General features: G+C 52.7%; 23 protein-coding genes, 1 tRNA gene and 1 pseudogene. 6 read left to right on the forward strand and 19 right to left on the reverse strand.

The features are described 5' to 3' along the window. Positions 1–157 precede the first annotated feature (157 nt). Positions 158–1,687: an N-acetylmuramoyl-L-alanine amidase gene (locus B9T62_RS19520; RefSeq protein WP_157793932.1), complete on the forward strand. Its 1,530-nt coding sequence runs from the start codon at positions 158–160 to the stop codon at positions 1,685–1,687. A 181-nt stretch (positions 1,688–1,868) separates the two neighbouring features. Here B9T62_RS19520 and B9T62_RS41830 read toward each other — a convergent pair. The 8 genes and pseudogenes from B9T62_RS41830 to B9T62_RS19560 all read right to left on the reverse strand — a co-directional run. Further along, positions 1,869–1,952: pseudogene (locus B9T62_RS41830) on the reverse strand (hypothetical protein); the annotation flags it as partial. Positions 1,953–2,060: 108 nt separating this feature from the next. Further along, entirely contained in the window at positions 2,061–2,672 is a 612-nt protein-coding gene (locus B9T62_RS19530) for a 50S ribosomal protein L25 (RefSeq protein WP_087916817.1), read from the reverse strand. Between the two features lie 297 nt (positions 2,673–2,969). Beyond that, positions 2,970–3,935, reverse strand: a complete 966-nt coding sequence (locus B9T62_RS19535; protein ID WP_087916818.1) for an ABC transporter ATP-binding protein — start codon at positions 3,933–3,935, stop codon at positions 2,970–2,972. Then, on the reverse strand, positions 3,928–4,911 hold the full coding sequence (locus tag B9T62_RS19540) for an ABC transporter ATP-binding protein (protein WP_087916819.1): 984 nt from the start codon (positions 4,909–4,911) through the stop codon (positions 3,928–3,930). Before B9T62_RS19540 ends, B9T62_RS19535 begins: the two co-directional genes overlap by 8 nt. A 12-nt stretch (positions 4,912–4,923) precedes the next feature. Continuing rightward, the gene (locus B9T62_RS19545; RefSeq protein ID WP_087920332.1) at positions 4,924–5,841 is read right to left on the reverse strand and encodes an ABC transporter permease; all 918 of its coding nucleotides are present in this window, start codon (positions 5,839–5,841) and stop codon (positions 4,924–4,926) included. Between the two features lie 19 nt (positions 5,842–5,860). Then, positions 5,861–6,817, reverse strand: a complete 957-nt coding sequence (locus tag B9T62_RS19550) for an ABC transporter permease (RefSeq protein WP_087916820.1) — start codon at positions 6,815–6,817, stop codon at positions 5,861–5,863. A gap of 77 nt (positions 6,818–6,894) precedes the next feature. Further along, a complete protein-coding gene (locus tag B9T62_RS19555) occupies positions 6,895–8,658 on the reverse strand; it encodes an ABC transporter substrate-binding protein (RefSeq protein WP_087916821.1) in 1,764 nt (587 codons plus the stop codon). A 217-nt stretch (positions 8,659–8,875) separates the two neighbouring features. Beyond that, positions 8,876–9,781: an ArsR/SmtB family transcription factor gene (locus B9T62_RS19560; protein ID WP_087916822.1), complete on the reverse strand. Its 906-nt coding sequence runs from the start codon at positions 9,779–9,781 to the stop codon at positions 8,876–8,878. A 154-nt stretch (positions 9,782–9,935) separates the two neighbouring features. Between B9T62_RS19560 and B9T62_RS19565 the strand changes: the two genes are divergently transcribed. Beyond that, positions 9,936–10,232 carry a GNAT family N-acetyltransferase gene (locus tag B9T62_RS19565; protein WP_425436672.1) on the forward strand — a complete coding sequence of 99 codons (297 nt, stop codon included), beginning with the start codon at positions 9,936–9,938 and terminating at the stop codon, positions 10,230–10,232. 113 nt (positions 10,233–10,345) lie between these two features. Further along, positions 10,346–11,185 carry a GNAT family N-acetyltransferase gene (locus B9T62_RS19570; RefSeq protein ID WP_245864637.1) on the forward strand — a complete coding sequence of 280 codons (840 nt, stop codon included), beginning with the start codon at positions 10,346–10,348 and terminating at the stop codon, positions 11,183–11,185. 126 nt (positions 11,186–11,311) lie between these two features. Here B9T62_RS19570 and B9T62_RS19575 read toward each other — a convergent pair whose 3' ends face one another. The 4 genes from B9T62_RS19575 to B9T62_RS19590 form a co-directional block, all read right to left on the reverse strand. Further along, on the reverse strand, positions 11,312–12,085 hold the full coding sequence (locus B9T62_RS19575; RefSeq protein ID WP_087916825.1) for a hypothetical protein: 774 nt from the start codon (positions 12,083–12,085) through the stop codon (positions 11,312–11,314). Between the two features lie 2 nt (positions 12,086–12,087). After that, a complete protein-coding gene (locus B9T62_RS19580) occupies positions 12,088–12,540 on the reverse strand; it encodes a flavodoxin (RefSeq protein WP_087916826.1) in 453 nt (150 codons plus the stop codon). Between the two features lie 180 nt (positions 12,541–12,720). After that, positions 12,721–13,092, reverse strand: coding sequence for a VOC family protein (locus tag B9T62_RS19585; RefSeq protein ID WP_087916827.1), 372 nt, complete (start codon positions 13,090–13,092; stop codon positions 12,721–12,723). After that, entirely contained in the window at positions 13,089–14,060 is a 972-nt protein-coding gene (locus tag B9T62_RS19590) for a helix-turn-helix domain-containing protein (RefSeq protein WP_157793933.1), read from the reverse strand. Before B9T62_RS19590 ends, B9T62_RS19585 begins: the two co-directional genes overlap by 4 nt. 233 nt (positions 14,061–14,293) lie before the next feature. On the opposite strand from B9T62_RS19590, the gene B9T62_RS19595 reads away from it, so the two are divergent. Next, positions 14,294–15,157, forward strand: a complete 864-nt coding sequence (locus B9T62_RS19595) for a class I SAM-dependent methyltransferase (protein WP_087916829.1) — start codon at positions 14,294–14,296, stop codon at positions 15,155–15,157. Between the two features lie 3 nt (positions 15,158–15,160). Further along, positions 15,161–15,871 carry an RluA family pseudouridine synthase gene (locus tag B9T62_RS19600; RefSeq protein WP_087916830.1) on the forward strand — a complete coding sequence of 237 codons (711 nt, stop codon included), beginning with the start codon at positions 15,161–15,163 and terminating at the stop codon, positions 15,869–15,871. A gap of 137 nt (positions 15,872–16,008) precedes the next feature. Here the strand turns inward: B9T62_RS19600 and B9T62_RS19605 are convergent, their stop codons facing one another. The 7 genes from B9T62_RS19605 to B9T62_RS19635 form a co-directional block, all read right to left on the reverse strand. Continuing rightward, on the reverse strand, positions 16,009–16,440 hold the full coding sequence (locus tag B9T62_RS19605; RefSeq protein ID WP_087916831.1) for a MarR family winged helix-turn-helix transcriptional regulator: 432 nt from the start codon (positions 16,438–16,440) through the stop codon (positions 16,009–16,011). 105 nt (positions 16,441–16,545) lie between these two features. Further along, positions 16,546–16,983: a GNAT family N-acetyltransferase gene (locus B9T62_RS19610; protein WP_087916832.1), complete on the reverse strand. Its 438-nt coding sequence runs from the start codon at positions 16,981–16,983 to the stop codon at positions 16,546–16,548. Between the two features lie 144 nt (positions 16,984–17,127). Beyond that, positions 17,128–19,569 carry a DNA gyrase subunit A gene (gyrA, locus tag B9T62_RS19615; protein ID WP_087916833.1) on the reverse strand — a complete coding sequence of 814 codons (2,442 nt, stop codon included), beginning with the start codon at positions 19,567–19,569 and terminating at the stop codon, positions 17,128–17,130. 62 nt (positions 19,570–19,631) lie between these two features. Next, complete coding sequence (parE, locus tag B9T62_RS19620) at positions 19,632–21,614, reverse strand: DNA topoisomerase IV subunit B (RefSeq protein WP_087916834.1); 1,983 nt, start codon at positions 21,612–21,614, stop codon at positions 19,632–19,634. Between the two features lie 92 nt (positions 21,615–21,706). Then, entirely contained in the window at positions 21,707–22,696 is a 990-nt protein-coding gene (locus B9T62_RS19625) for an ABC transporter permease (protein WP_087916835.1), read from the reverse strand. After that, a complete protein-coding gene (locus B9T62_RS19630) occupies positions 22,689–23,669 on the reverse strand; it encodes an ABC transporter ATP-binding protein (protein ID WP_087916836.1) in 981 nt (326 codons plus the stop codon). Before B9T62_RS19630 ends, B9T62_RS19625 begins: the two co-directional genes overlap by 8 nt. A 54-nt stretch (positions 23,670–23,723) precedes the next feature. Further along, a complete protein-coding gene (locus B9T62_RS19635; RefSeq protein ID WP_087920333.1) occupies positions 23,724–24,644 on the reverse strand; it encodes a GDSL-type esterase/lipase family protein in 921 nt (306 codons plus the stop codon). A 304-nt stretch (positions 24,645–24,948) separates the two neighbouring features. Between B9T62_RS19635 and B9T62_RS19640 the strand changes: the two genes are divergently transcribed. Beyond that, a tRNA-Lys gene (locus B9T62_RS19640) sits at positions 24,949–25,021 on the forward strand. Positions 25,022–25,671: the final 650 nt, after the last annotated feature.

A 25,671-nucleotide genomic window follows, 5' to 3' on the forward strand; every position in this document is an offset into this window, starting at 1 on the left:
CAGCTTAACCTGATCTTCCCGCAGCGCCATCGTCCCCCCTGATGCTATTGATATTCGACAGAAACTAGTAAATTTTTCCGCAACCTTTTCCAGTTATTAGCGTCTAATGTAGAACGAAAACATTCAAATAACTACAAGAAATGGATGAGGTGAAACTTTGAAAAGGCTCAGTTTTATGCTCCTGTTCGTGGCTCTGTTCTTATTACTTCCGGATAGTGGACAGGCTAAGGCCGCCGTCAAGACAAGCACGTCGATCCTGCTGGACGGTCAAACCATCCCTCTGCAGCAGAAGGACAAGGTTGAGATTATCAATGGCAGTGTAATGGTTCCCCTGCGGATCATTGCTGAGAATCTGGGAATGGGCGTGATCTGGAACCAGAAGAACAGCACTATAACCATTCCGAAGGAAATCGGCAGTGTGGAGCTGACGATCGGCAAACCAACCGCCATGGTGGATGGAGCAAGCCAGACGCTGACTACGGCTCCGCTGAACCGCAACGGAACCACGCTGGTGCCGCTGCGGTTCATTAGCGAAGCGATGGGTGTCGGCGTGACCTGGGACAACAGCAGCAAGGTCGTGGGCTTGACCTCGGCGGATCTCCCGCAGCCGTCAGCTACGCCGGCACCGCAGCCGAGTGCCGTCCCAAGCGCAAGCCCGGGACCTTCAGCTACAGCCAAGCCTGCCGGTACAGCTACGCCAGCACCAACGGCCAGCCCTGCTGCGGCAACACCAACCCCGGCTGCAGGCACTACAGCTGTCAAAGGGCTCAGCTTCAGCGATAACCGCCTGATGATTGCCCTCGAAGGCAATGTTCAACCGCTGATACATACCGTCAACGAGCCGCCCCAGATTGTGGTTGAACTGCCGCGTACCGCTTTTGCGGCGTCCTTCACCACAACGATGCTGTGGGATAGCAACACGCAATCCGGGCAGCTGGCTGTTGCCGGAAACCCGTATGTCAGCAGTGTATATTATGGAGTCTCGAATGTCGACGCTTCCACCGTGCTGATGACACTTGAGCTTGCTGCCAGCACCGCCTACACCAGCTACGTTGAAGGAGATAGCGGCTCCAGCCTGTTTGTGGTCGATCTGAACAGCTCCTCCCCTGAGCCAACCACAGTGCCGCCGGTCAATCCTGGCAACGGGAAGAAGACCATTGTCATTGATGCAGGACATGGCGACAGTGATCCCGGCGCGATCGGCGTCACAGGGAAACAGGAGAAGGCCTTTAACCTTAGCCTGGCCTTGAAGGTGGAGCAGCTCCTGCTGAAAGAGCCTGCCTTCAACGTTGTAATGACACGCAGCGGTGATACTTACCCTTCCTTAAACAAACGTGCGGACATCGCCAACGAGCTGGGGGCGGATGCCTTCTTCTCCATTCATGCCAACAAAGCTCCCGGCAAACCCAATGTACGGGGAACCGAAACCTATTATTACAGCAAGGACAGCAAAGCGCTGGCTGATGTTATGCATAAGCATATTCAGGGTGCAACGGGCTTTACAGACCGCAAGGTTAAGCATAACAACTACCGGGTATTAACCCGATCAACCATGCCCGCCACGCTCATGGAGATTGGCTTCCTCTCCAATGCCACCGAGGAAGGCATCCTGTTCTCAGATGAGTTCCAGAATAGGGTAGCGGCCGCCATTGTGGCCGGAATCAAGGAATATTTCGGGGTCTCCTGACCCTGCATAACCACAATAGTGTTCAACAAGGGCAATCCATCAGGCCGGTTCCGGCAGGGGGTTGCCTTTGTTCTGTCGCGCCCGTTGAATCCAGGCTGCTGAGATTAGCGGTCCTATGCAAAAAACCGGCAGCCCCCATGGAAAACAGGAGCCTGCCGGTCATAGTGTACAAAGTATACTTTCACGTTACTGCGGCGTTATCCAAGTATCGTCCCTGCAGATCGTCCAGCTCGCGGAGTATGCCATAATCCGCGTTGCCGATGCCGACAAACTTATACTTTCATGTATTTCAAAAACAGGAGCAGACGCTCCTCACCAAGGAAGGGTCTGCTCCTGTTCAAGTAAGCTTATATCAGGCATATTCCAGCCGGTTCTATTCTTTCTGCTTGTCTTCTTCGGCAGCAGTTGCTGCTGGTTGTTCAGCGGCATCCTCGGTTGGCTCTTCAAGCGTCAGCGGAGACGCGATTCTTACAATCAAAGTATCTTCAGGAGTAAGCACTTCCCAGCCCTCATGTTTCGGAAGGTCGGATACCAGCAATTGATCGCCGATCTCCAGCCCGCTGATGTCCACATCAAACTTGACTGTCAGCTTGTCCGGCAGCGTGCGGATATCCAGCTCATACAGCTCTACCTGCTGTACGCCGCCGTTCTTCACGCCTGCAGCTTCGCCGGTAAAGTGGAACGCGACCTTCGTATCCAGCTCTGCCTTCATGTCAATCTGCTGAAAATCAATATGCAGCAGCTGCCTTGATAAAGGCTGACGCTGCACCTCCTGGATCACAACGTTCTTTGCGCCGGAACCAGGAAGCTCCACTTTCAGGATGGCGCGCGGGTTTTTGCCCAGAATTTCATTAATGGTCTTCGCATCAGCTGTAAAGGATTGAGTATCTGAACCTGCACCGTAGACGACAACCGGTACAAAACCTTTACTTCGCTGTGAAGAAGTAGAGCCGGATCTTTCTGTCAAACGTACTGTTGTATTCATGACATTTCCTCCTAAAAGTTTGGTTAGCTTAGACTACCTGCATTACTTCGGGCAAAACTCACTTCGTAAGCATACGCAAGTTATGGTGATAATTCACAAGCTAAGTAGCGATTAAAAGATAAGACCGATTAGATATGTATCTCTAATCAGTCTCTAATTAACCATATTTGCGTGCATTGGAAACAGTATAACACTGGCCAAAGGACAAGTCAAAATAGGCACAAGTGCAATATAAATCCAATTATAAAATAAATTCGCATATGCCAGCAGCCATTGTTAGGATGCCTTAATCGGCTGTCAAACCAGGTGGCAGGCAACAAAATGCTCGCTTCCGGCATCCCGGAAGAGCGGGATTTCGGCCCTGCAGATTTCTTCGGCAAAAGGGCAGCGGGTATGAAATTTACAACCCGAAGGCGGGTTCGCCGGGCTAGGAATATCGCCCCTCAGCACAATCCTCTCCCTTTTCAGCTTTGGAATCGGAACGGGTACAGCCGAGAGCAGCGCTTTGGTATACGGATGAAGCGGGTGCTTGAACAGCTCGTCCCGGGAAGCGGTCTCCATCATCGAACCCAGATACATCACGCCGATTCTTGAACATAAATGTTCCACCACACTCAGGTCGTGAGAAATGAACAGATACGTCAGCCCCTTGCTCTGTTGGAGCTTGCTGAACAGGTTGATGATCTGGGCTTGAATCGACACATCCAGCGCTGACACCGGCTCGTCGGCAATGATCAATCCGGGATTCAGGATCAGCGCCCGGGCAATGCCGATGCGCTGCCGCTGTCCTCCGGAGAACTCATGCGGGAAACGGTCAATATGATAAGTGGATAACCCGCAGGCCTCCAGCGCTTCCAGCACCAGCCCCCGCACCTCTGACCTGGTGCATAATCCATGATCCAGCAGCGCTTCACCTATGGCATCCCCTACCCGGACCCGGGGATTAAGCGAGCTGTAGGGGTCCTGGAAGATCAGCTGCATTTGCGGCCTGAGTTTGCGCATTTCCACCGGTGCCAGGGTATGGATGTCCACCCCCTTGAATTTAATTTGTCCGGCCGTTTTATCGGTCAGACGCAGAATGGTTCTTCCGACCGTGCTCTTGCCGCTTCCGGATTCACCGACAAGCCCAAAGGTCTCCCCGGGCTGAATACGGATGCTGATATCATCCACCGCTTTGACCTGCCCGACCGTGCGGTTCAGCAGTCCTTTGGTAACCGGAAAGTATTTCTTCAGATGATTGACTTCAAGCAAAGGTTCATACATGATCAGGTTCCTCCTCATACAACCAGCAGGACACTTGCTGCTGACTGCCCACTTTTTGCAGACGCGGTTGTCTGCTCTGGCAGATGGGCCTGCAATGCTCACACCGGTCATGAAAATAACAAGATGGCGTAAGCTCAAGCGGGTTCGGCACTTGGCCGGGAATCGAATACAGCTCCTCCCGCCGCTGATAAATCACCGGCTTGGATTTCAAGAGTCCCTGTGTATAGGGATGCCGGGGATTCTCGAACAGCTGGACCACTTCGCCTTCCTCCACGATTTTGCCGGAATACATCACAATCACGTAGTCTGCCATCTCCGCTACTACACCCAGATCGTGTGTAATCAGCAAAATTGACATATTCGAATGCTCTTTAATCTCACGCAGCATATCGAGAATCTGGGCCTGGATGGTCACATCCAGCGCCGTGGTCGGCTCATCGGCAATCAACAGCTTCGGTTGACAAGAAATCGCAATGGCAATCATAATGCGCTGCAGCATCCCCCCGCTGAGTTCATGCGGATAACTGCTTACGATTTGCTCCGGCCGCGAGATGCCGACCTGCTTAATTAATTCAATGGCCCTGGCCCGTGCCTGTTGCTTCTTCATCTTCAAATGTACAATCAGCGGCTCCATGATCTGCTCACCGATTTGGAGAACCGGATTAAGCGAAGACATCGGCTCCTGAAAAATCATCGCGATCTCATGGCCGCGAATGCTCCGCAATGTATTTTTATCCAGCTGCAATAAATCTTCTCCCTGAAAATCAATGCTTCCCTGAGCTACCTTGCCGCCAGGCTCTTCAACAAGTCCCATGATGGACATCGCGGTCACGCTTTTTCCGCAGCCCGATTCACCGACAATGCAGACCGTTTCCCCTTCCCTGATCCGGAAGCTCACGTCATCCACCGCTTTGACCTTTCCCTCTTCCATTTCGAAGTGCGTGCTCAGACCGTCTACGCGCAGTAAAGAATTCATGCTGAAGGCCACCTACCTCTTCTGTTTGGGATCAAGCACGTCTCTGAGGCCGTCACCGAATATATTTATGGCAATTACTGTTGCAAAAATAGACAGTCCCGGCGGAATCCACAGCCAGGGACGCTGCTGGAAATCGATCATGTTATTCGCGGCATCAATCATGTTCCCCCAGGTTGGCGTGGGTGGCATAACGCCCAATCCAAAGAAGCTTAGCACCGACTCGCTGAGGATAGCTCCACCGATATTCAGCGTAGCCATGACGATCAGGAGTGGCACGATATTGGGCAGCAGATGAACCCATAACTTGCGCCAATCGCGCAGTCCCAGCACCACCGTTGCCTGCATGAACTCCCGCTCCCTCAGACTGAGCATCTGCCCCCGCACCATCCGGGCCAGACCCGGCCAATTGACAATGCTGAGCATGAGCATGACGATATACATCCGGTAATCCGTCGGGATCTTCCATTCCGAGAGCAACGCTCCAAATATAAATAACAGGGGTAAGCTCGGCACGGTCAGCAGCAGATCCGCGAGGCGCATAATGATCTGATCCGCGATCCCGCGATAGTACCCGGCAATGGCGCCGAGCAGCGAACCTATAAAGACCGAGAGTACCATCGAGGCGAGGCCTACGGTCAGGGAGATCCGGCCCGCCTGCATCACACGGGTCATAATGTCTCTGCCCAGCGCATCGGTTCCCAGCCAGTGCTTCAGGCCCGGGGCCTTGTTCATCATTGCCATATTAATTTTGTTATCGGTATACGGTGAGAATAAGGGACCCACAAAACAAAGTGCAAACATAAAGATAACCACCACAAACCCGGAGACCGCCAATTTGTTCCCCAGCAGTCTGCGCACAGACTGTTTGAACAATGACGATTTCCCTGACCGTGACTGCAACTTCTGAAGCGGAGCGACACTACTATTCATTGCCAATGCAGTCCCCTCCTCATTGTAACCGGACGCGGGGATCTGCTACGCGGTAAAGAATATCCGACAGCAGCGTCCCGATCACGGTCAGAATCGCAATAAACATGGTAAAGCCCATCAATAACGGGTAATCTCTCAGCCCGAAGGACTGCATGTACAGCTGGCCAATCCCCGGCCAGTTGAAGATTTTCTCAATAATCAGTGATCCTCCGAACAATGCCGGAAGCTCGAAGCCGACGAGCGTAATCGCAGGAAGCAGCGCGTTGCGCAGGGCATGCGTGAACAGCACCTTCCGTTCCTTCAGGCCTTTGGCCCTTGCGGTGCGGATGTAATCCTGCTTCAGCACATCGATCATATTGCTGCGGAAGTAACGGGTCAGCGAGCCGAGTCCCAGCAGCGTCATGACAACAACGGGCAGGGTCATATGCTGCACAACTTCCTTGAAGTACGCCATTCCAGTGGCATTGCTGCCCGTGGTGATCATCCCTCCCGGAGGGAGCCACTTCAGATCGACCGCCAGAATCTTGATCAGGAACAGGCCGATAAAAAAGGACGGAAGCGACATGGCCGCAAACACCGCCACCATCACCAGTGTGTCGAACCAGGAGTATTGCCGGTAAGCTGAAACTACGCCCACAATCACCGCAATGACCCAGGTCAAGAAAGTCGACACCGCAGCCAGCAAAAAGGAATTCCAGATATACTCGTTGAACAGCTGAAGCACCGGCTTCTGCTGGGCAAGCGAAATTCCGAAATCCCCGTGAAGCGCATTCTTCATCCAGAGGCCATAACGCTCCAGCATCGGTTTATTCAAGCCATAGATCTCCCGCAGCTCCGCTTTGCGTTCTGCCGTTAATTTAATGTTTCCGGTGATGAAGTCGCCGGGCGCGGAGGCATAGAGGCAGAAGATCAGCAAGGAAGCTGCAAATAGAATGATGAACATGTACAGCAGTCTTTTCGTTAAGTAAGTGCTCATGACAAGTTCCTGCTCCTTAAAAGCGCTCCCCTGACTATGCAGTCCACAGACCCCATAGCCAGGGGAAGCCGAGTTTTTTACTTCAGCGTCCAGTTCGGCAGGCTGCCGGCCAGACCGATGAACGGACTGACCGAGAGGTTCTGAATACGGCCGTTATAGGCGTATACTGTCTTTTTATAATTGGTCGGAATAAGCGGGAGCTCATCGTTGAACAACTGGTACAGTTCTTTATAGATCTTCTTGCGCTGTTCAATGTCCGTGGTAGCGAGCGCCTGGTCATAAAGTTCATAGAATTTAGGATTGTCGTAATCCGTGATTTCCCCGTTGAAGAACTGCATGAGTCCTTCCGATGGATCGGTCAGCATGCTGGTCGAGAAGGACACCAGATCATAGTCCCCGCTCTCCATCTTCGAGACCAGCGAGTTGAAGTCAGCAAACACTTCCGGTTGAAAATCTATGCCAAGCGCTTCAAAGTTCTCTTTGGCCACAGCGATAAAAATATCCGTATTCTTGCTCTTGGAACCCAAGTAATGAATCGTTAGCGGTTTGCCGTCTTTCTCACGGATTCCGCCAGCACCAGCTGTCCAGCCTGCTTCGTCCAGCAGTTTCTTGGCTTGTTCAGGATCGTATTGGTACGGGTTGATTCCTTCTTCGGTGTAGGACCAGGAAATGGGCGAAGCCGGAATATTCGCAACGGAGCCGGCGCCTTGCGTGGCATCCACATAAATGCTCTGGCGGTCCAGTCCATAGACGATGGCTTGACGGACTCTTTTATCCGCCAATTGCTCATGCTTCAGGTTGACCTGCATATAGCCATACGTACTCGGAGTGTACGGAATGATATTCACGAACCCCAGCGCTTTCAGCTTCTCGACATTCTCCTCTGTTGCACTGAAGGAGACATAGTCGACTTCCCCCGTCTCCACGAACTGCCATACATCGCCTTCTGTTGTTTTATAAATGAAATGTTCGGTCTTCGGCTTGCCTTTAAAATAGTTCTCATTCGCTACAAAACGCACCTCTTGTCCGGGAAGGAATTTCTCCAGCTTGTAAGGGCCATCACCCAGCGGGTGTTCATGCAGTTTCTTGATATATTCGAGCTGGCCGAATGTGTAATCCTTGCCATAGTAGGCTTTGGACAGCACATTCGAGCCCAGCGTCACGAGCGCAGTCGCATTGGGCTTCTCCAGTGTGGCTGAGATCGTCTGCGGATCAATGACCTTGATGCCCGCAACTGTCTGTGCAGTCCCTTCTTTATAAGCCGTGCCCCCTTGCACGTTCAGTGTGGGCAGTTGAGAGCCTCCGTCGTAAGCTTTGTCGAGTTGAATGGTCCAGGTGAACGCCACATCCTCCGCGGTTAACGGGGAGCCGTCGCTGAACTTCAAAGCTTTGCGCAAATGAAAGGTGTAGGTAAGCTGATCGTCCGATACGTCCCAGCTCTCCGCCAGTTCCGGTACAGGAACCCCTTTCTCATCTACAGTCACTAGCGAAGCATAGAGCAGTGAGGAGACATTGCCGTCATACCCGCTCTGCTGAAAATAAGGTGTAAACGCACCGCTCGGGTCTGTAAGCCCGACGATAATGGTGTCCGTGCGTTTCTGAGCGACGGCGGGCAGTTTCGACAGATCGGTGGCTGTAAAGGGTTCGCTGAGCGCTCCAGCCGGTACAATAGTTGATTCCGCCGCGTTATTCGTTGCCGTACCTGCGTCTGCCGGAGCCGTTGCTGCTCCCGTGTTCGAGGTAGACGAAGCGTTCGAGCCGCTATTGTTGCCCGCGCAAGCGGACAGCAGCAAAGAACTTGTAATCAGTAATGTGGCCAGTAAAAACGTACTTTTTTTCATTGACTCAGCTCCCTTTTCTCTCTGCAAATATAATGCCCATAATCCCAATCCACTAAGTATGAATATTGCCGATAGATCCCATTATAGGAATTATTTAATGTTCTGTAAATAGAGAACTTAAAGTTAATTCTCTATACACAGAATTGATAATGCAATTTGCACTAAAAAAGCCAAAGCTCCCTCTGGCAGAGAGGAAGCTTTGGCTTCTTAATCCATACTATTGGAGATAAGCATACAACTGATCGTTCATCTGCTGGATGCCTTGGAGGCGCAGACTGTAGCTGGTCACATTCTCCCCTTCGATGTAGGCATACAGCATACCCGCCGAGCGGAGGCTGAATATATGATCATGGACGATCCCTTTGGAGATTCCCGCCTGCTTCACAATTTCCGTAAACGTCCGGCGTTCCCCGCTCAGGGACTGGAGAATCTTGAGACGGCTCTTCTCACCCAAGCTGCGCAAGGTCCTATGCATAAATGGAGGAATGTCTTCTTGGGCCGAGGATATCCGGGCAGAATAATGACAGAGAGTCAAGCTGCCGTAGCAATAGATAATGTTGGCGGGCTGAAAATGGAACTGGGGAATCAGCACCACCTGCTGCAAGCCCTCGATAGGCTCAAAATAAAATCCATTCGTGGTTGCATCGATGAAAGCAGCTGGGTCCAGACTACTTACCGCCAGCTGCTGCTTCTCGTCAGCATGCTTCCTAAGCGCAGACAATAGTTCAGGATCACACTTGCTGAAATATTGGCGGTTCCATTCGGTTAGCAAAAACAGCATTTCACTGCGAAATTCTTCCATATGGCTCGGGAAAACAGTAATGAAACCGGACAAGGTCTCATACAGCTCCCCGATGGACAAGCCTGCGATCCACACCAGCACACTCTCCACCGTTTCTTTACAGGGACAACAATAAATGAGCAGGTTCATCAATTTCCAATTTTGATCCAGCTCCGTCTGTTCGAGCCGGGACAGCAGCTCCTCACTCAAGCCCTTTGCCGTTTCGGCAGCCCACCCCGGACCCAAATCCATTTTTTTGTAGGATCTTTTGCAAATAAAAGTATGTAAGCTGTTCACTAATTCATAGATCGGTTGAAACTGGATCTCCACCTCGTAGGTCACGGGCACTCCTCCTGATGCGTCTTCTATTCATTGCAGCGTTAGTGCCTTAATCTTATTGTATATACCAGCTGGGATGCAAGCCATTCCCGGTCTCTCGCTTTTTGAGAGCCAGAGTAGTAAAATAAAACCATTCGACAAAACAGGAGTGAAGAATATGGAACGGATTGAACATGAAGAAGGAAGATTCTATGTTGCAAAAGACGGTAAGGACCTTGCCGAAATTACATACAAACGTAATGAAATCGCGGGAGAACTGGTGATTGAGCACACCCGGGTCTCCGAGGAATTACGTGGGCAGGGTACTGGCGAGAAGCTCGTACAAACGGTTGTAGAGAAAGCGCGCAAAGAAAATCTGAAGATCGTGCCTGAGTGCTCCTATGCAGCACATCAATTCAAAAAACATCCGGAGTATCATGACGTGCTCAGCGGAGACGGAAGCCAGCCCAACTAATGGGGGTACCCGTTTCCGATGAGCCACCTCTGGTTCTGCCGGCGCCTGCACAATCGACTGCAGGCACACGGGAAGATCTATCCACTACTTAGGAGGAAACGGGTTTGAATACAATGGATACATGGAAAGAAATCGAAGAATTACAGCTGCGCTGTGAACAATATGAGGGTATCTCGCTGAAGTTAAACTGGGATATGCTGCGCCAGCCGCAGGTTCCCGGAGGAACCGAGCAGCTGCTGACCTATGAAGATGGACAACTGGTCGGCTTTATGGGTCTGTATGGCTTTGCCAGCAGCATGGAAATTTGCGGCATGGTCCGTCCGGGCTTCCGCCGGCGGGGTATCTTTACTGCGCTCTGGAATCAGGCATTAGCCATTATTGAGCGCAACCGCACCAGCAGTGTGCTGCTGAACACTCCAGCCGGCTCGGCTTCCGGCACCGGATTCCTGACGGGATTGCCGCTGAAGTTCAGCCATTCCGAATATCAGATGAAATGGGATGCTGCCGCAGCTAAGCTGGCTTCATCCGACGCCAGCTCAGCCGCCAGTTCGGTGGTGCTGCGCCCTGCACGTGAGGATGAATTCGACATCCTGGTAGAGCTGGACAGCAGCGGGTTTGATATAAGCAAGGAAGACGCCGCCGAGGTCTACCGGCTCCAGAAACAGGAAAACATGCAGGAGCATGTAATGATTGAGCTGGATGGCCAGCCGGCCGGCAAAATGCGGCTGTGGACCGAGGACAACGAGACATGGATTTATGGCCTCACGGTTTCGGTGAAGCTGCGAGGCCTTGGCATCGGCCGCAGCGCGCTGATGCAGACCATCGAAAGGGAACGCCGCAATTATAACGGAATTAATCTTGAGGTTGCCCTGGATAACCCCAATGCCCTCCGTTTATACGAGAGCTGCGGATTTGTCATTGTGAACAAACAGGATTACTACTCCTATAAATAGAAACGGGTTCAGCGATCGCTATAAGATCCTAAGCAAACAAGCACCTTATCGACCAGCGGCTTCACCGCAGGCAGTAAGGAGCTTGTTTGTTTATCCTCCGATTGTTCGCTGAAATTCCACCGCCGGTTACATGAGACGTGGCCATACGCTGTTCTCCTCGCGCCGCTCATTGCGGCGGCCTTCGCTGTGTATGGCGAGGGACTTCTTCACTTCCGGCTCCAGGAAGACAGCCAGCAGCCGCACATAATCCAGCGATTCCTGCAAGCTAAAGCTGTCACCGTCATAGACGAACCTTGCTCCGTCCAGCAGTGAATAAATCTCTATACGATCCGCAGGCAGGCCATAGGCCATTTGGCAGAACACATTGACCATATGCCTGAAGCCGCAGATCACTTCCTTGTTAGCACTCACCATGAACTTCTGGATGCTGAGACAGCGGCCCGGGGCCGCAGAACCCCAGGCCAGCTGAAAGATCAACGCGAGTTCCAGCCTCAACTCAGGTACCGCCACATGCCACTGCTCATACAGCTTGACCGGCGTATCCTGCAGATGATTCTGGGAGACAATCCGCATTAGCTCATCCGCCACAGCCGTTTTGACATCCCAGTAATGCAGCAAGGACGGGAAAGCTTCCCCCTTAGGAGGCCAGCGCCGTTCCAGGAGAAATTGAACCGGCGTCTCCCACCGCACTTCGGGGCGCAGGCTGTAGAAATCGTTAAGCGTATGGCCCACCGCATACTGGACCTGCTGCCTCCAGCGCGGCAGCCCTGTGGCGGCTGCGGCGGATTCGGGCTGGAGCGCTCCGCCTAACAAAATATGCTCTACCCTGTAATCACATAACCTGGGGTAGGCTTCGGTTCGCTGGGCTGTGCCGATCACACTACCGGCTGCACCGCCCATCTTCAGGAAACCGCTGCGCAGGCGGCAATAAACATGCGGCCGAACATGCGGCAGGCTTCTTTCTCAGCCGCATTCGGGCCATACTCAATCTTCAGACTCTCCTGAACAAGTACCGCCCCACGCTCCTGCAATTTTTTCTCCAGCTCATTCACTGCCCCGCAATAGATCTCATAGCCGGTATCTCCGCTGCCAAATGCCGCCGCCGGGAGGGTTCCCAGATCCAACTCATCCAGCTCCTCATAGAAATCAAGCATTTCATCCGGCAGTTCGCCGTCGCCCCAGGTGTATGCCCCCAGCAGTACGCCTTCATATGCCTTTATCTCAGCCGCATTGCACTCGGTGACGCTCTTCAGAACAGCCTCTCCGCCCGCTTCGCGGATACCTTCCACTATCAGCTCTGCCATTTCTTCCGTATTGCCAGTCAGACTGGCATAAGCTACCAGAACCTTAGCCATAACTCATTTCCTCCCGTAATGGAACATTAAATTTAAATCAAATCTGTTATGTTCATTCTATTTGATAATGATTATCATTGTCAAACATTACTTTGACTACTCTTTCTGCATGCAAAAAACGCAAACCTGCCGGAGTATATCCGGTTAAGGTTCGCGTTTGAGGGAAATGCTATGCATCCGTTATTCTACATATCCGCCTTCGAGCAAAGTGATTCCGTTGCCGTCCGGGTCCTTGAAATTCATTTCCTTGCCGCCATATTCCATCATCACCGGAGGTTCACAGTCCAGACCCTTCTGCTTCAGCTCCGTGTAAGTCTCATCCAGACTGCTGCAGGAGAAGACCAGATTCACTACGCCGGTTGTAAGTTTGCCCCATTTATGCTCGTCCCAGATAATGATGCCGGGCTGGTCCTTGCTGAAGGCGATTTTGGCGCCGTCACTGTTACCATAACCTTCGAACGGTACCGGAATCCCCAGCACAGTGGAATAGAAGTCTGCCAGCGCCGCAACGTCCTTGCTGTACAGATTGATGCCATCAAATGAAGTAATCATGTATTGTTCCCCTCTCTACTGTTGCCTGTATTGTTTGGCCGGTCGCACCCGGCCACAAGTTCATTGTAGCTGCTCCTGCTGCCTGCTGTATTGTAAAAAAGCGACATGCCCCGTCCCGCATCACGCAGCGCCTGAAGGGGCGAAGTTCCGGCATATTTGCGGAAATTATGATTGAAGTGAGACTGGTCGCTGTATCCATACGCGTGGACAAGATCCTGCAGCCCGCCGCCTGTTGGCGAACCGTAATACAGCTCCTGCCAGACATGCTGAAAGCGCACCAGGTCAGCGGCTTTTTTGGGCGTAAGACCGGTATATTCACGGAACAGACGTTCCAGCTGGCGGCTTCCCAGACCCGTACCTTGCCTCAGCTCTTCTCCCATCACCAGACCTTTGCGGCTCAGGATCAGCTGGACCGCATTCAGCAGACTGTCCTGGGTACGGCGCGACGGCTGCATTCTGCGCAGCAGATAGGTCTCTGCGGCGGCAATCCGTTCCGCCGTGGACCGAGCACGGGCCAGCTGTTCTCCCAGCTCGCGGTGAAAGGAGGAGAAATATTGCCTGACATCCACATGGGCATTCAGCACCTCTCTGAGATGGTCGTCGGCGAACAAATGCACAGCCCAGAAGTAGAAGCGGATCGCAAACACCGTTTTGCCGGAGGGCTCACGTTCCTTGGGCACTTCAAACGGCGCGTCATTGACGCCGGAGAACATGCTTGTCGTGTTGCCGGTGTGCTCATCCAGCTGCCAGATGATATCCATGCAGGTATCCGGTATAATCAGTTCCCGTTCAAGCGGGCCGACTGTCGGGTTCGGGCGAGACGGTTCACTGGCGGATGCGTTCCGGAGCACATCTCCGGTCCCCCAGAAACAACGGATATAAGGCTGCAGAAGGGCAGAAGGTGCCACTTCGTTTGTCTGTGACGGATTCGCTGTAATTGGATGATAATGCTGCGCCAAATTGTACATGGATCTCCTTCTCCTTGGTTCGTTACTGCTTGTACCTTGATCATACACAAGAGATGGCGGCAGCACCAGTATTGACATTTCCGCTCCACAAATAACAAGCAGTCTGCCTCTCAGCGGCCTTAAAGTCGATTTCCTTACGTTTTTCTTGGATTAGGCCATGATTCGGTTTGTAGGAAAGAGGCTAAATGTTGTACAATTAAGGCTAAATGAATTTTTGAAGGATGGATTAACTAATGTATATAGCAAGCGACTGGAAAGACTATGAAGTTCTTGATACCGGAGGCGGCGAGAAGCTGGAACGATGGGGAGATATCATCCTCCGCCGCCCGGACCCGCAGATCATCTGGCCCCTTGAGAACGAGACGGCGAAATGGCGGGATGTGCACGGCCATTATCACCGTAGTTCGGCGGGCGGCGGGCAATGGGAGATGCATAAAAGCATTCCCGAGAACTGGAATATCAGCTACGGCAAGCTGAAATTCCACCTGCGCCCCACCAACTTCAAGCATACCGGACTATTTCCCGAGCAGGCGGCCAACTGGCGCTGGATGATGGACAAGATCGAAGCAGCCGGACGTCCGATTCAGGTGCTGAACCTGTTTGCCTATACCGGCGGTGCTACCGTTGCCGCAGCAAGCGCAGGGGCTTCTGTAGTCCATGTGGATGCGGCCAAGGGAATGGTCCAGTGGGCGAAGGAGAATATGCAGCTATCCGGTCTGGCCGAACGGCCTGTCCGTTTCATCACTGACGATGTGTTCAAGTTCGTGCAGCGCGAGCAGCGCCGCGGCAGCAAATACGACGCCATCATCATGGACCCTCCTTCCTACGGCAGAGGCCCTGGCGGTGAGATGTGGAAGCTGGAAGCCAGCCTGTATCCGTTCCTGGAGAGCTGCCTGCAGATCATGAGCGACAGACCCTTGTTTATGCTGATCAACTCCTATACCACCGGTATCTCTCCTACCGTCCTGCGCAATATGCTGTCCATGACGATGGGCAAACGTTATGGCGGCAAGCTGACCTCCGGCGAGATTGGACTGCCGATCAGCGCTTCCGGCATGAATCTGCCTTGTGGTATTCTGGGCCGCTGGGAGGCGTAAGCCATGACTCAGCCATCACGGTTCGAGATTCTGTATGAGGACAACCATCTGCTGGGTGTGGTGAAGCCCGTGAATGTACCGGTACAGGAGGATGCCACGGGAGATGTGGACCTGCTGAACCTGCTCAAAGACGATGTGAAAGCCAGGTTCAACAAACCGGGCAATGTATTCATGGGACTGGTTCATCGGCTGGACCGTCCCGTGGGCGGAGCGATGGTGTTTGCCCGGACCTCCAAGGCAGCCTCGCGGCTGTCGGAGAGCGTGCGCACCCACAACTTCAACAAGGTCTACCTCACCGTCGTTCACGGCAAACCACCCGCCGCTTCGGGACGTCTGGTGGATACCTTGCTGAAGGACTCTGCCAGCAACACGGTTTCCGTCGTCCGTAAAGGAACCCCCGGAGGCAAGGAAGCCATCCTTGATTATACTGTGCTGGGTAGTAGGGAAGGCTTCAGTCTGCTGAAGATTGATCTGCTGACCGGACGTTCTCACCAGATCCGGGTCCAGCTAAGCTCTATCGGCTGTCCACTGTACGGTGACCAGAAATACGGCGCAGCCGTCAACCGGCCCGGGCAGCAGATTGCGCTCTGGTCGGCTCTGGTCGGGTTCCCACATCCGGTAAGCAAGGAACAGGTTGAACTGATCTCTCTGCCGCCTGAGCTCCATCCCTGGAGCTTGTGGCCGCAGGAATTAAAGAAGCAAGCCATCCGTTAAGGATGGCTTGCTTTTTTTAGAAATATAAGAATTTATGTAGAGCATGCGCTGTGAGTTCAGTTTCCTGCTGGGTTGACCCTCTTGATGGGATAGCCAAACGATTGTCGGCCCGCTTAACCTGTATATTCTTCTGGCTGCTAAGGGGTAGAGCCTTCCGGTGCCGGTGCGACAGCCATTTTGCCCATAAGATAGAGCAGCAGCTGCTGGTTGTGAGAAGAGATCGGGTCCAGCGCCTCGGCGAAAAAATCACTGCGGATCTTCAGGCCGCGTGCCGTTTCCTGCTTGCCGGTCTCCGTGATGCTGATCCAGACAATCCGGCGGTCTGCTCCATCCCGTTCGCGGAGAATAAGTCCGTGTTTCTCCATGCGGTCAAGCAGCATGGTTACCGCCGCAGGACTGGTGGCCAGATGCGGTGCCAGATCGGAAGGCTTCATGGCTTCCCGATCCTGAAGCAATTCCAGCACAGTAAGCTGAGCATCCGTCAGCGTTGGAGCCAGCTTGCTGTCCATATGTAACTTGTAATCTTTTGTTATCTTATGCCAGATTTTACTGAATTCAGAGGAGTGCACACGTATTCCTTCCTTTCCTTCGCGGATCTTTCCGGTATACCTACATTTTCGCGAGTCAGCTTCCATTTCCTGCAAAAGAAAAAAATAAAAATGCCGCCGCATTATTCAACAGTTCAAATACATGTAAACATCTATGAGATCCTCACGTTCAATTTTAAATCCAAACCGTTCATAAAGCCGTCTGGCCGTGCTTCCTTGTAGGACATTTAATGATACACGTTTTCCTTTTACATCATTTTGTTCAAGCAAATTTTTTAACACTTGACTCCCGACTCCTTTATTTTGGTAAGCAGGGTGGATATAAAAATGTTCTAATAAATAACCATCTACCGTCGGTTTAAAAGCTACGCATCCAATAAAAGAAGCATCTGTCTCGATGATCCAAGTATGAACGGAGTCAAATGCACTGCGGAAACGTTGACGAACTTTCTCTTCATCAAACCTGCCTAACCTAGTTAAATCATCACGTAGTACAATTGCACGCAAATCAGCAATTGTCTCAACATCGGAATTTTGGGATTGGCGAAGAGTAGTCTGTTTCATCTAATGTAACAACTCCTTATTTCTATTTTCAGACAACAGTAGGGTTATACTAACAAAAGCATCTAATTCACTTAAAAACGGCTTCCCGATCACCCCCGTCCAAGCCGGAGGCGTTCAGGAAGCCGTTATCTGTTGCTTCGTATGTTACTGAATCGTCGGATAGAGCTGGATAATCTCATCCTTCTTCTCTACAGGAATAATCTGCTTGCCGATGGAACGGCGTTCCCCGATTGGAGAAGATTCCGAGGAGAAGGTGTGAATGGCATTATCGCGTGTAACAGCGGTCAGCAGTAGCGGCTCTCTGCAATAGAACGCACCGGCCAGTCTGCTGCCGTTCGGTTTCACCCGCTTGCCTTCCTTGAATTCAAAGGTTGGCATCCCTTTACCGCCACGGCTCTGGGACGGATAATCCACCAGCAAGGAGCGTTTGGCATATCCGATGTCTGTGATGGCCAGAATCTCGCCTTCGTCTTCACTGACCCAGAAGCAGGAAATCACTTCATCGCCCTCACGGAGCTGAATTCCCCGTACGCCGGAAGCAACCCGGCCCATCGGATTCACCTCCTGCTCCTGGAAGCGGATGCTCATGCCCTCACGAGTGATCAGTACCAGATCCTTGTCTCCGCGGCTCGGAGACACGCTGATAATCTCGTCGCCTTCGGCTACCTTGCAGGCGGCTACCGCCCCGGACCGGCTGGTGGAATATTCTTTCAGCTCGGTTCGTTTCACCTGACCCTTGCGGGTCACGAATACCAGGCTCTGCGCCGGGTCCTCCAGATTGCTCACCGGCAGTATGCTGACGATCCCGTCGCCTTTGGACAATCCAATGACGTTGACAACCGCAGTCCCCGGTTCCTTCCATTTGAATTCCGGGATCTGATGGACCGGCAGCAGGAAATATTGTCCCTTGCGCGTGAAGACCAGCAGACTGTCCCGGGTGTTCAGGTCCATCAGCCGCACGATCCGGTCGCCTTCCTTGACCCCGGAGGACTGGCGGTCAGCCCCCGAACGGGTGAAGGAGGTCATACCGGTGCGTTTGATGTAACCGTCGGCTGACAAGGCCACCAGGACCTCCTCTGCATTTACCAGCACTTCAAGACTGACCTTCAGCTCTTCTACTTCGCCCTGTATCAAGGATCGGCGGTCAATCCCGTATTTATCGCGGATCTCCAGCAGCTCCTTGCGGATAACTGACACCAGCTTCTTGTCGCTGTCCAGAATGCCGCGCAGCTGTGCGATCTTGGCCTGCGTCTCGTCCAGCTCCTTCTGGAGCGCATTGATCTCCAGATTGGTCAGCCGGTACAGCTGCAGGGTGAGAATAGAATCGGCCTGGCGTTCGGTGAACCCAAACATCCAGACCAGATTGTTCTGCGCATCCTGGCGGTTCTTCGAGGCCTTGATCGCCGCGATGATCTCATCCAGAATATTAAGGGCTTTAACCAGCCCTTCCAGCACGTGTGCCCGGTCTTCCGCCCGCTCCAGGTCGAACTGGGTGCGGTGGGTGACCACTTCACGCTGATGGGCAATATAGGCTTCAAGAATCGCCTTCAGCCCCAGCTGCTGCGGCGCTTTGTTGACGATCGCGACCATGTTGAAGTTATAGGTGACTTGCAGATCGGTTTTCTTCAGCAGATAAGCCAGAATGCCCTGAGCATCTGCTTCCTTCTTCAATTCCACTACGATCCGCAGACCATCGCGTCCACTCTCATCACGCACCTCGGCGATGCCGTCAACCTTCTTCTCCAGCCGGATATTCTCCATCGAGGTAACCAGTCTGGACTTCACAATCTGGAACGGAATCTCCGTGATGACAATCTGCTGCTTGCCGCCGCGCAGGTTCTCAATGTCTGTCTTCGAGCGAAGATAGATCCGCCCTTTGCCGGTACGGTAGGCATCCATAATGCCGTCGCCGCCCATGATGGTACCGCCGGTAGGGAAATCCGGCCCTTTCATGAAGGTCATAATATCTTCCAGCTCAATATCCGGTTTCTGCATCACCGCGATGCAGGCGTCAATTACTTCCCGCAGGTTATGCGGTGGAATCTCGGTGGCGAAACCGGCGGAAATTCCGCTGGTGCCGTTCACCAGCAGGTTAGGATAACGGGAAGGCACCACGACCGGCTCCTTGGTGGTGTTATCGAAATTGTCCTTGAACAGCACCGTACGCTTCTCAATATCGCGCATCATTTCCATCGCTATGGGTGACAGGCGCGCCTCTGTGTAGCGCATGGCCGCAGCGGGGTCATCATCCATCGAACCCCAGTTGCCGTGACCGTCAACCAGCACATGGCCCATCTTCCAGTATTGCGCCATCCGCACCATCCCGTCATAGATGGAGGAGTCTCCGTGGGGATGGTAATTCCCCATTACGTCTCCGACGGTTTTGGCGGATTTGCGGTACGGCTTGTCAGGGGTGTTCCCCGAGTCATACATCGCATAGAGAATCCGGCGCTGTACGGGCTTCAGCCCGTCCCGGACATCGGGAATCGCACGGTCCTGAATAATATATTTGGAATACCGGCCAAAGCGGTCACCGACGACCTCTTCCAGAAAAGCCGGCAAAAATTGCTCTGATAAACTGCCCATCTTCTCACCTTCTGTTCCTCAAACTTCCGTTCCTATAAATCGGGATGATTATCCCCTGTATCCTACTCCACAATCTCTGTGAAATCCACGTTCTCCACGATCCAGCGCTTGCGCGGATCGACCTTATCCCCCATCAGGGTGGAAATCCGGCGCTCAACCTTGGCGATATCCTCAATCTGCACCTGCATCAGCATACGCGACTCGGGGTTCATCGTGGTTTCCCACAGCTGATCAGGATTCATCTCACCTAGTCCCTTGTAGCGCTGCAGCTCAAAGTTTTTGCCGAATTCCTTCAGATAATTCTGTAATTCATCATCCGTCCAGGCATAACGCACCGTCTGCAGCTTGCCCGTCTTGCGAGTCAGCTTATAGAGAGGCGGCTGGGCGATAAAGACCTTGCCTGCATCGATCAGCGGCTTCATATACCGGTAGAAAAAAGTAAGCAGCAGCACCTGAATATGCGCTCCGTCCGTATCCGCATCGGTCATTATAATAATCTTGGAATAATTGCTGTCTTCCACGGCAAACTCCGGACCGATTCCCGCCCCGATGGCAGACACAATAGCCTTGTATTCATCATTCTTAAGCACATCCAGCAGCTTGGCCTTCTCCGGGTTCATCGGCTTGCCCTTCAGCGGCAGAATCGCCTGAATCTTCGAATCCCGCCCTTGCTTGGCCGAACCTCCGGCAGAATCACCTTCCACGATAAACAGCTCTGTGCGGGTTACATCCTTGGACTGCGCCGGGGATAACTTGCCGCCCAGGTTGGAGCTTTCGCTGCGTTTCTTGCCTGTGCGGATCTCATCGCGGGCTTTGCGCGCCGCTTCCCGGGCCTTCGAGGCCTGGATCGATTTCTTCAGCAGACTCTGAGCCACCTGAGGGTTCTCCTCCAGGAAGCGGGCCATGTTCTCGGACACGATATAATCCACTGCGCTGCGCGCCGAGGAGCTTCCCAGCTGGTCCTTGGTCTGGCCGACGAATTCGACATCGCTCATCTTGACGCTGATGACAGCCATCATTCCCTCGCGCAGGTCGTTGCCTTCAAGGTTCTTGTCTTTCTCCTTCAGCAGCTGTGTACGACGGGCATAATCATTCAGCACACGGGTATAGGCCGTCTTGAAGCCGGTCTCGTGCGTACCACCGCTACGGGTCGGAATCGAGTTCACGAAGGAAGCGATCGTCTCGGTATATCCGGCATTGTACTGGAGAGCCACCTCTACTTCAATATCATCTTTCTCTGAGCTGTAATGAATCACATCATGGAGCACATCCTTGCCTTCATTCAGAAACTGCACGAATTGGCTGGCGCCGCCCTCATAGAAGAACTCATCCTGACGGCCGCTGCGTTCATCTACAAGCGTAATCCGCAGTCCCGAGTTCAGAAAAGCGATTTCCTGAACCCGCTCGGCCAAAGTGTCATAGCTCAGCGCAATCCCATTTGGGAAGACACGAATATCCGGCTTGAAGGTGATCTTCGAACCGGTTTTGTTCGTATTGCCCAGCACTTCAAGACCCGTAACCGGCTCGCCGACATGCTCTTTGCCTTTCTTGTCCACCCAGTACTCAAAGCGCTGTTTGTGGATCTTGCCCTCACGGTAAATCTCCACCTCCAGCCATTCGGACAAGGCATTCGTCACCGACGCGCCCACACCGTGCAATCCGCCTGATTTCTTGTAGCCCGAGCCGCCAAACTTGCCTCCGGCATGAAGAATGGTGAAGACGACCTGAGGCGTAGGTACACCGGTCTTGTGCATGCCGGTCGGAATGCCCCGGCCATTGTCCTGTACGGTCACAGAGCCATCCTTGCGAAGCGTTATGTCAATTTTCGAACAATGCTTGGCCAAGTGCTCATCAACGGCGTTATCTACGATTTCCCATACGAGATGGTGCAAACCCGAAGAACTTGTACTGCCGATATACATGCCGGGCCGCTTGCGGACCGCAACCAGACCTTCGAGCACTTGAATGTCGTCAGCATCGTATCCAGTCCGGCCAGCTTCGCCGTTCTTAGAGACTTCAGCAAACATATCGATCTGTTCGAGCATTCATGCTCCTCCTTCTTTTCTCTATACTAAGATGAATCAGCTTTCCTCTGTCTTTAGGAAATGCAAACAAATGTTTCCTCACTTTGTACATTCTAATTCAAAATATCCCGTTTCGTAAAGACGGCGAATGAAATGATTACGGAAACAGCTCCCCATACCGCCAATACCGCCAGCGAAAAAGGGAGCGTCATCCCTTCAATCGGGGCCGGAGTTCCGGCCAGATAACCCGTAAGCCCGAGATTCACCATAAACAAATATTTGGCCGTTGTCCAGGCTGCGGCCATATTGGTCAGAATCGTGCCGGCAATCAGCGCCGCCATCATCACCACAATGCTCGCTGCGGTGCTGCGCACCAGAACCGAAACCATGAAGGCCAGCAGCGCAACGACCACACTGACGAACCAGATCAGCCCGCCTTGCATCAGCATATACTTCCACTGCGGCACAGCATGAACGCTCGACATATCCACGCTATCCCCGTTCAGCTGAAAGCCTGTGAAGACCGGCAAGTCGAAGCCCTTGTAGCCAAAAGCCAGCCCGGAAACCAGGTAGCTGACCAAGTAGGTGGCTAGCACAATCAGCGAAACGAACATCAGCAGGGCTGTCATTTTGCTGAACAATACTTTCCAGCGTCTGACCGGACGGGTCAGCAGCATCTTGATCGTTCCTGTCGTGCGTTCGCCCGACACTAAATCGGAGGCTACCGCCATAATCAGCAGCGGAATAAACAGCGACACAGAGTTGTCCAGAAATTCGCGGGTAAAGGTTACGCCGCTGGGTTCGTTCGGATTGACATTATGATCGAGATAATACTGCAGCTGCTGCACAAAAATCCGCCGGTAAGACTTCCACTCCTCGGGAATCCGGTCGCTGCCCAGTGAATTCTGGTTATCGGTGATCTGCTGCTGCACCTCAAGGCGCCAGTCGGAATTAAATTTATCGCGGCTGCGTTCAGCAATCCGCATCTGAGCGTAAGTGAACATGGGCACGAGAACAAGCAGAATCAGTAGGATTACGAAAAAACGTTTCTTCTTTATGATCTTCAAACACTCATTGCGGATGAGTGGAAGCAGGTTAGTCAATAGTCTCACCTTCCGTTAGCTTCAAGAATAGCTGTTCCAGTGTGGGGTTGATTTTATGCACAGCCCTCACTTCAATCTCAGCCGCAACAAGGGTGGCGACCAGCTCGGGAATAAGCTCTTCGTCCATCAAGCTCACCAGCGAGGAAGGTCCCATCCCCGCTATGATTGAATCATCCAAAATCACATCCTGAGGATCCAGCAGTTGCACATCGGAGCGATCGCCGAGCAGCGCACGCGCGCTGCCTATAGGCTCCAGCTCCCACAGCACATAAGGCGAGTTGCGGGCTACCAGTTCCTCCACGCCGCCTACGGCTAGTACACGTCCTTTGCTGATGATTGCCACCCGGTCGCAGAGCAGCTGAATTTCGCTCAGAAGATGGCTGGACACAAATACGGCCAGCCCTTCGTCTGCCAGCCTGCGGATGAACTCGCGCAGCTCCTTGATGCCTTTCGGGTCAAGGCCATTGGTCGGCTCATCCAGAATCAGCAGCCGGGGGCGTCCCAGCAGGGCTTGGGCAATGCCCAGCCGCTGGCGCATCCCCAGGGAGTAGGTGCTGACTTTGTCATGAATCCGCTGATCCAGCCGGACAATGTCCACCACCTCAGCTATACGGTCCGTACCCACTCCGGGCTGCATGTAGGCGAAATGCTGCAGGTTCTCCCAGCCGGTCAAATAAGTGTAGACCTCGGGATTCTCCACGATGGAGCCGACATACTGCAGCGCCTTCTCCGGCTCCTTGTTCACATTATAGCCGCAGACCGTGATTTTCCCGGCCGACGGGCGGATCAGATCAACCAGCATGCGGATGGTCGTCGTTTTGCCGGCTCCGTTGGGTCCAAGAAATCCGAAGATTTCGCCTTCTCTCACATCAAACGTTACGTCATCTATAATCCATTTGCGGCCGATTTTTTTGCGTACGCCGTCAACGGACAGGACAATCGTGTCGGAACCACCGTTATCCCCATTGATCATATGCTCACTGCTCCTTGTTCGTCTTCTGGCTGCTTCTACTTGCAGGCAGCACTGCTAGCGCAATGCCTGTACTACCCGGTCCGCCATACGCTGGTAGCCCTCCCCGTTCGGGTGAAAATGGTCTGTGGACAGATACTTGTCCAGATGGCGGTTGAACAAGTCGAAAGTGGGCACCAGCGTCATGTTCCCGTGGCGATTAATGATGTCCATCGCCGCGTTGTTCCACGCTGTGACCGCTTGATTGCCCGGCTCCAGCAGTTCGGAAATATCGCCAAAGGGATTGTACAGTCCCATATAATAAATCTGTGCCTGCGGATTGATCTCACTGATCCGTTCCAGGATGGTGCCCAGCTTCGCTGACGCTTCCGGAAGCGCGGCCAGCACCGATTCCGGGCTGATCTCGGGCACACCGCCGGATGCCGGGGCCTGGGCCGCATTGCCTGTCCCTTTTGTGGCACCTTCGCCTTCGGCCGGTTCTGCTCCAACTGCAGGCTGGGTGCCGGGCGCAGGCGTATCCGCCGCAGCGCCGCTCTGCATTTGCTGCGCGCCGCGGAACAGATCATTGCCGCCGATGGAGAGCAGCACCACATCGGCCTGCCGGATCGCATACTGCATCCCTTCATCATCGAGCCTGCTCTGCAGCCCCGCTGCCGTCTGCCCATTGATGCCCATATTAATCAGCAGCTCGGAGCTTACGCCTGCGTCCGACAAGCCGGCAACCGTGCGCCGCACGAAGCCTTGCCCGCTGTTGTCTCCGGTGCCCTTGGCCAACGAATCTCCAAGCGCCACGAGGTTAAGCTTGCCGGTCCCGGCTTCCTGGGTCGCCGACGTCTCCTGCGGCAGGGTTGTAGGCGTAACCGTCCCCACCGGATTCACGATATCCTGCACCGCATATACGAATCCTGCCAGCAGTATTGCCGTGGCAGTAATTGAAATTAGGCTGACCCAGCGCCATAGCCATTTGGAATCCTTCAAATTCCATCCCTCCATCTGCCGTTCTTCTCTGTATTGCAGAACGTGTACTCTTATATATTCCACATTTTTCATGCTTTTGTAAAATATAAGAAAGTATAAGTCTCACCTTATCCTTTATCCTTATATTTCTCGCAGAAACGGATGACGCCTCTTTCAGAGGACGGTTAAGCCGCTTCTACTGCTATCTACATAACATAATTCTTCTATGAACATTTTGCAAATACGACCTTCTTCGTTATTCTGCAAAAAAAGTGTGGATTTTTGTTTTCTGTCGTTATATAATATTTTCTGTTGCTTCTAATACGGGTTATTAGCTTAGCTGGTAGAGCAGCCGACTCTTAATCGGCAGGTCGCAGGTTCGACCCCTGCATAACCCATCTCATGAAGATGCCCCAACAGCCATTCCTTGGCTGCCGGGGCATCTTTTTTTTGCTACCGCCAGGCTGGCATGATTAATGGCCTTTTTGCCTTTGATCTCGGCATATGTCGCCGGAAAAGCACAAATAAAGGCCTTTTTGGTTACTGCTTAGGTCTCCGTAGGAGGAGAGTATAGCAGATTTAACTTCGCAGTGGATTCCTAAGTCCGAGCTATGGAATTTAAATGCAAAACTGCATCTAATTTGCCGATTTTTTACGTTTTGGAGCGAATAGTTGCAAAATGGCACTTAATTCTGGCGTTTGAGCGTACAAAACTTTATTTACTCGAAATTAGTTGCACTATCGCACTTAATCGCCTTCTGGTAGCGGTTTCAGTTGAAATTAGTTGCACTATTGCATCTATTTGCGCTTGATCGTTCCGGAGTAACATTCTAAATCATCGCTAAGACATGTTAAGACCTAAGAAAAACACACGTCGCCCCCACCCATGCATGCCCATTTGGACTGCCATCAGAGGTTGGATGTTCAGTACAGACCATGTTACTTGAAATGGCGGAATGGGGGAGAACCGGGTTTTCGACTTTGAACGCTCAAGCCTGTTTGAGTGTGAAAATATAAATTCTTGTATTTAAACAAAAAACCAGCGGGT

This window comes from Paenibacillus donghaensis, from assembly GCF_002192415.1.
Lineage (GTDB): Bacteria > Bacillota > Bacilli > Paenibacillales > Paenibacillaceae > Paenibacillus_AQ > Paenibacillus_AQ donghaensis.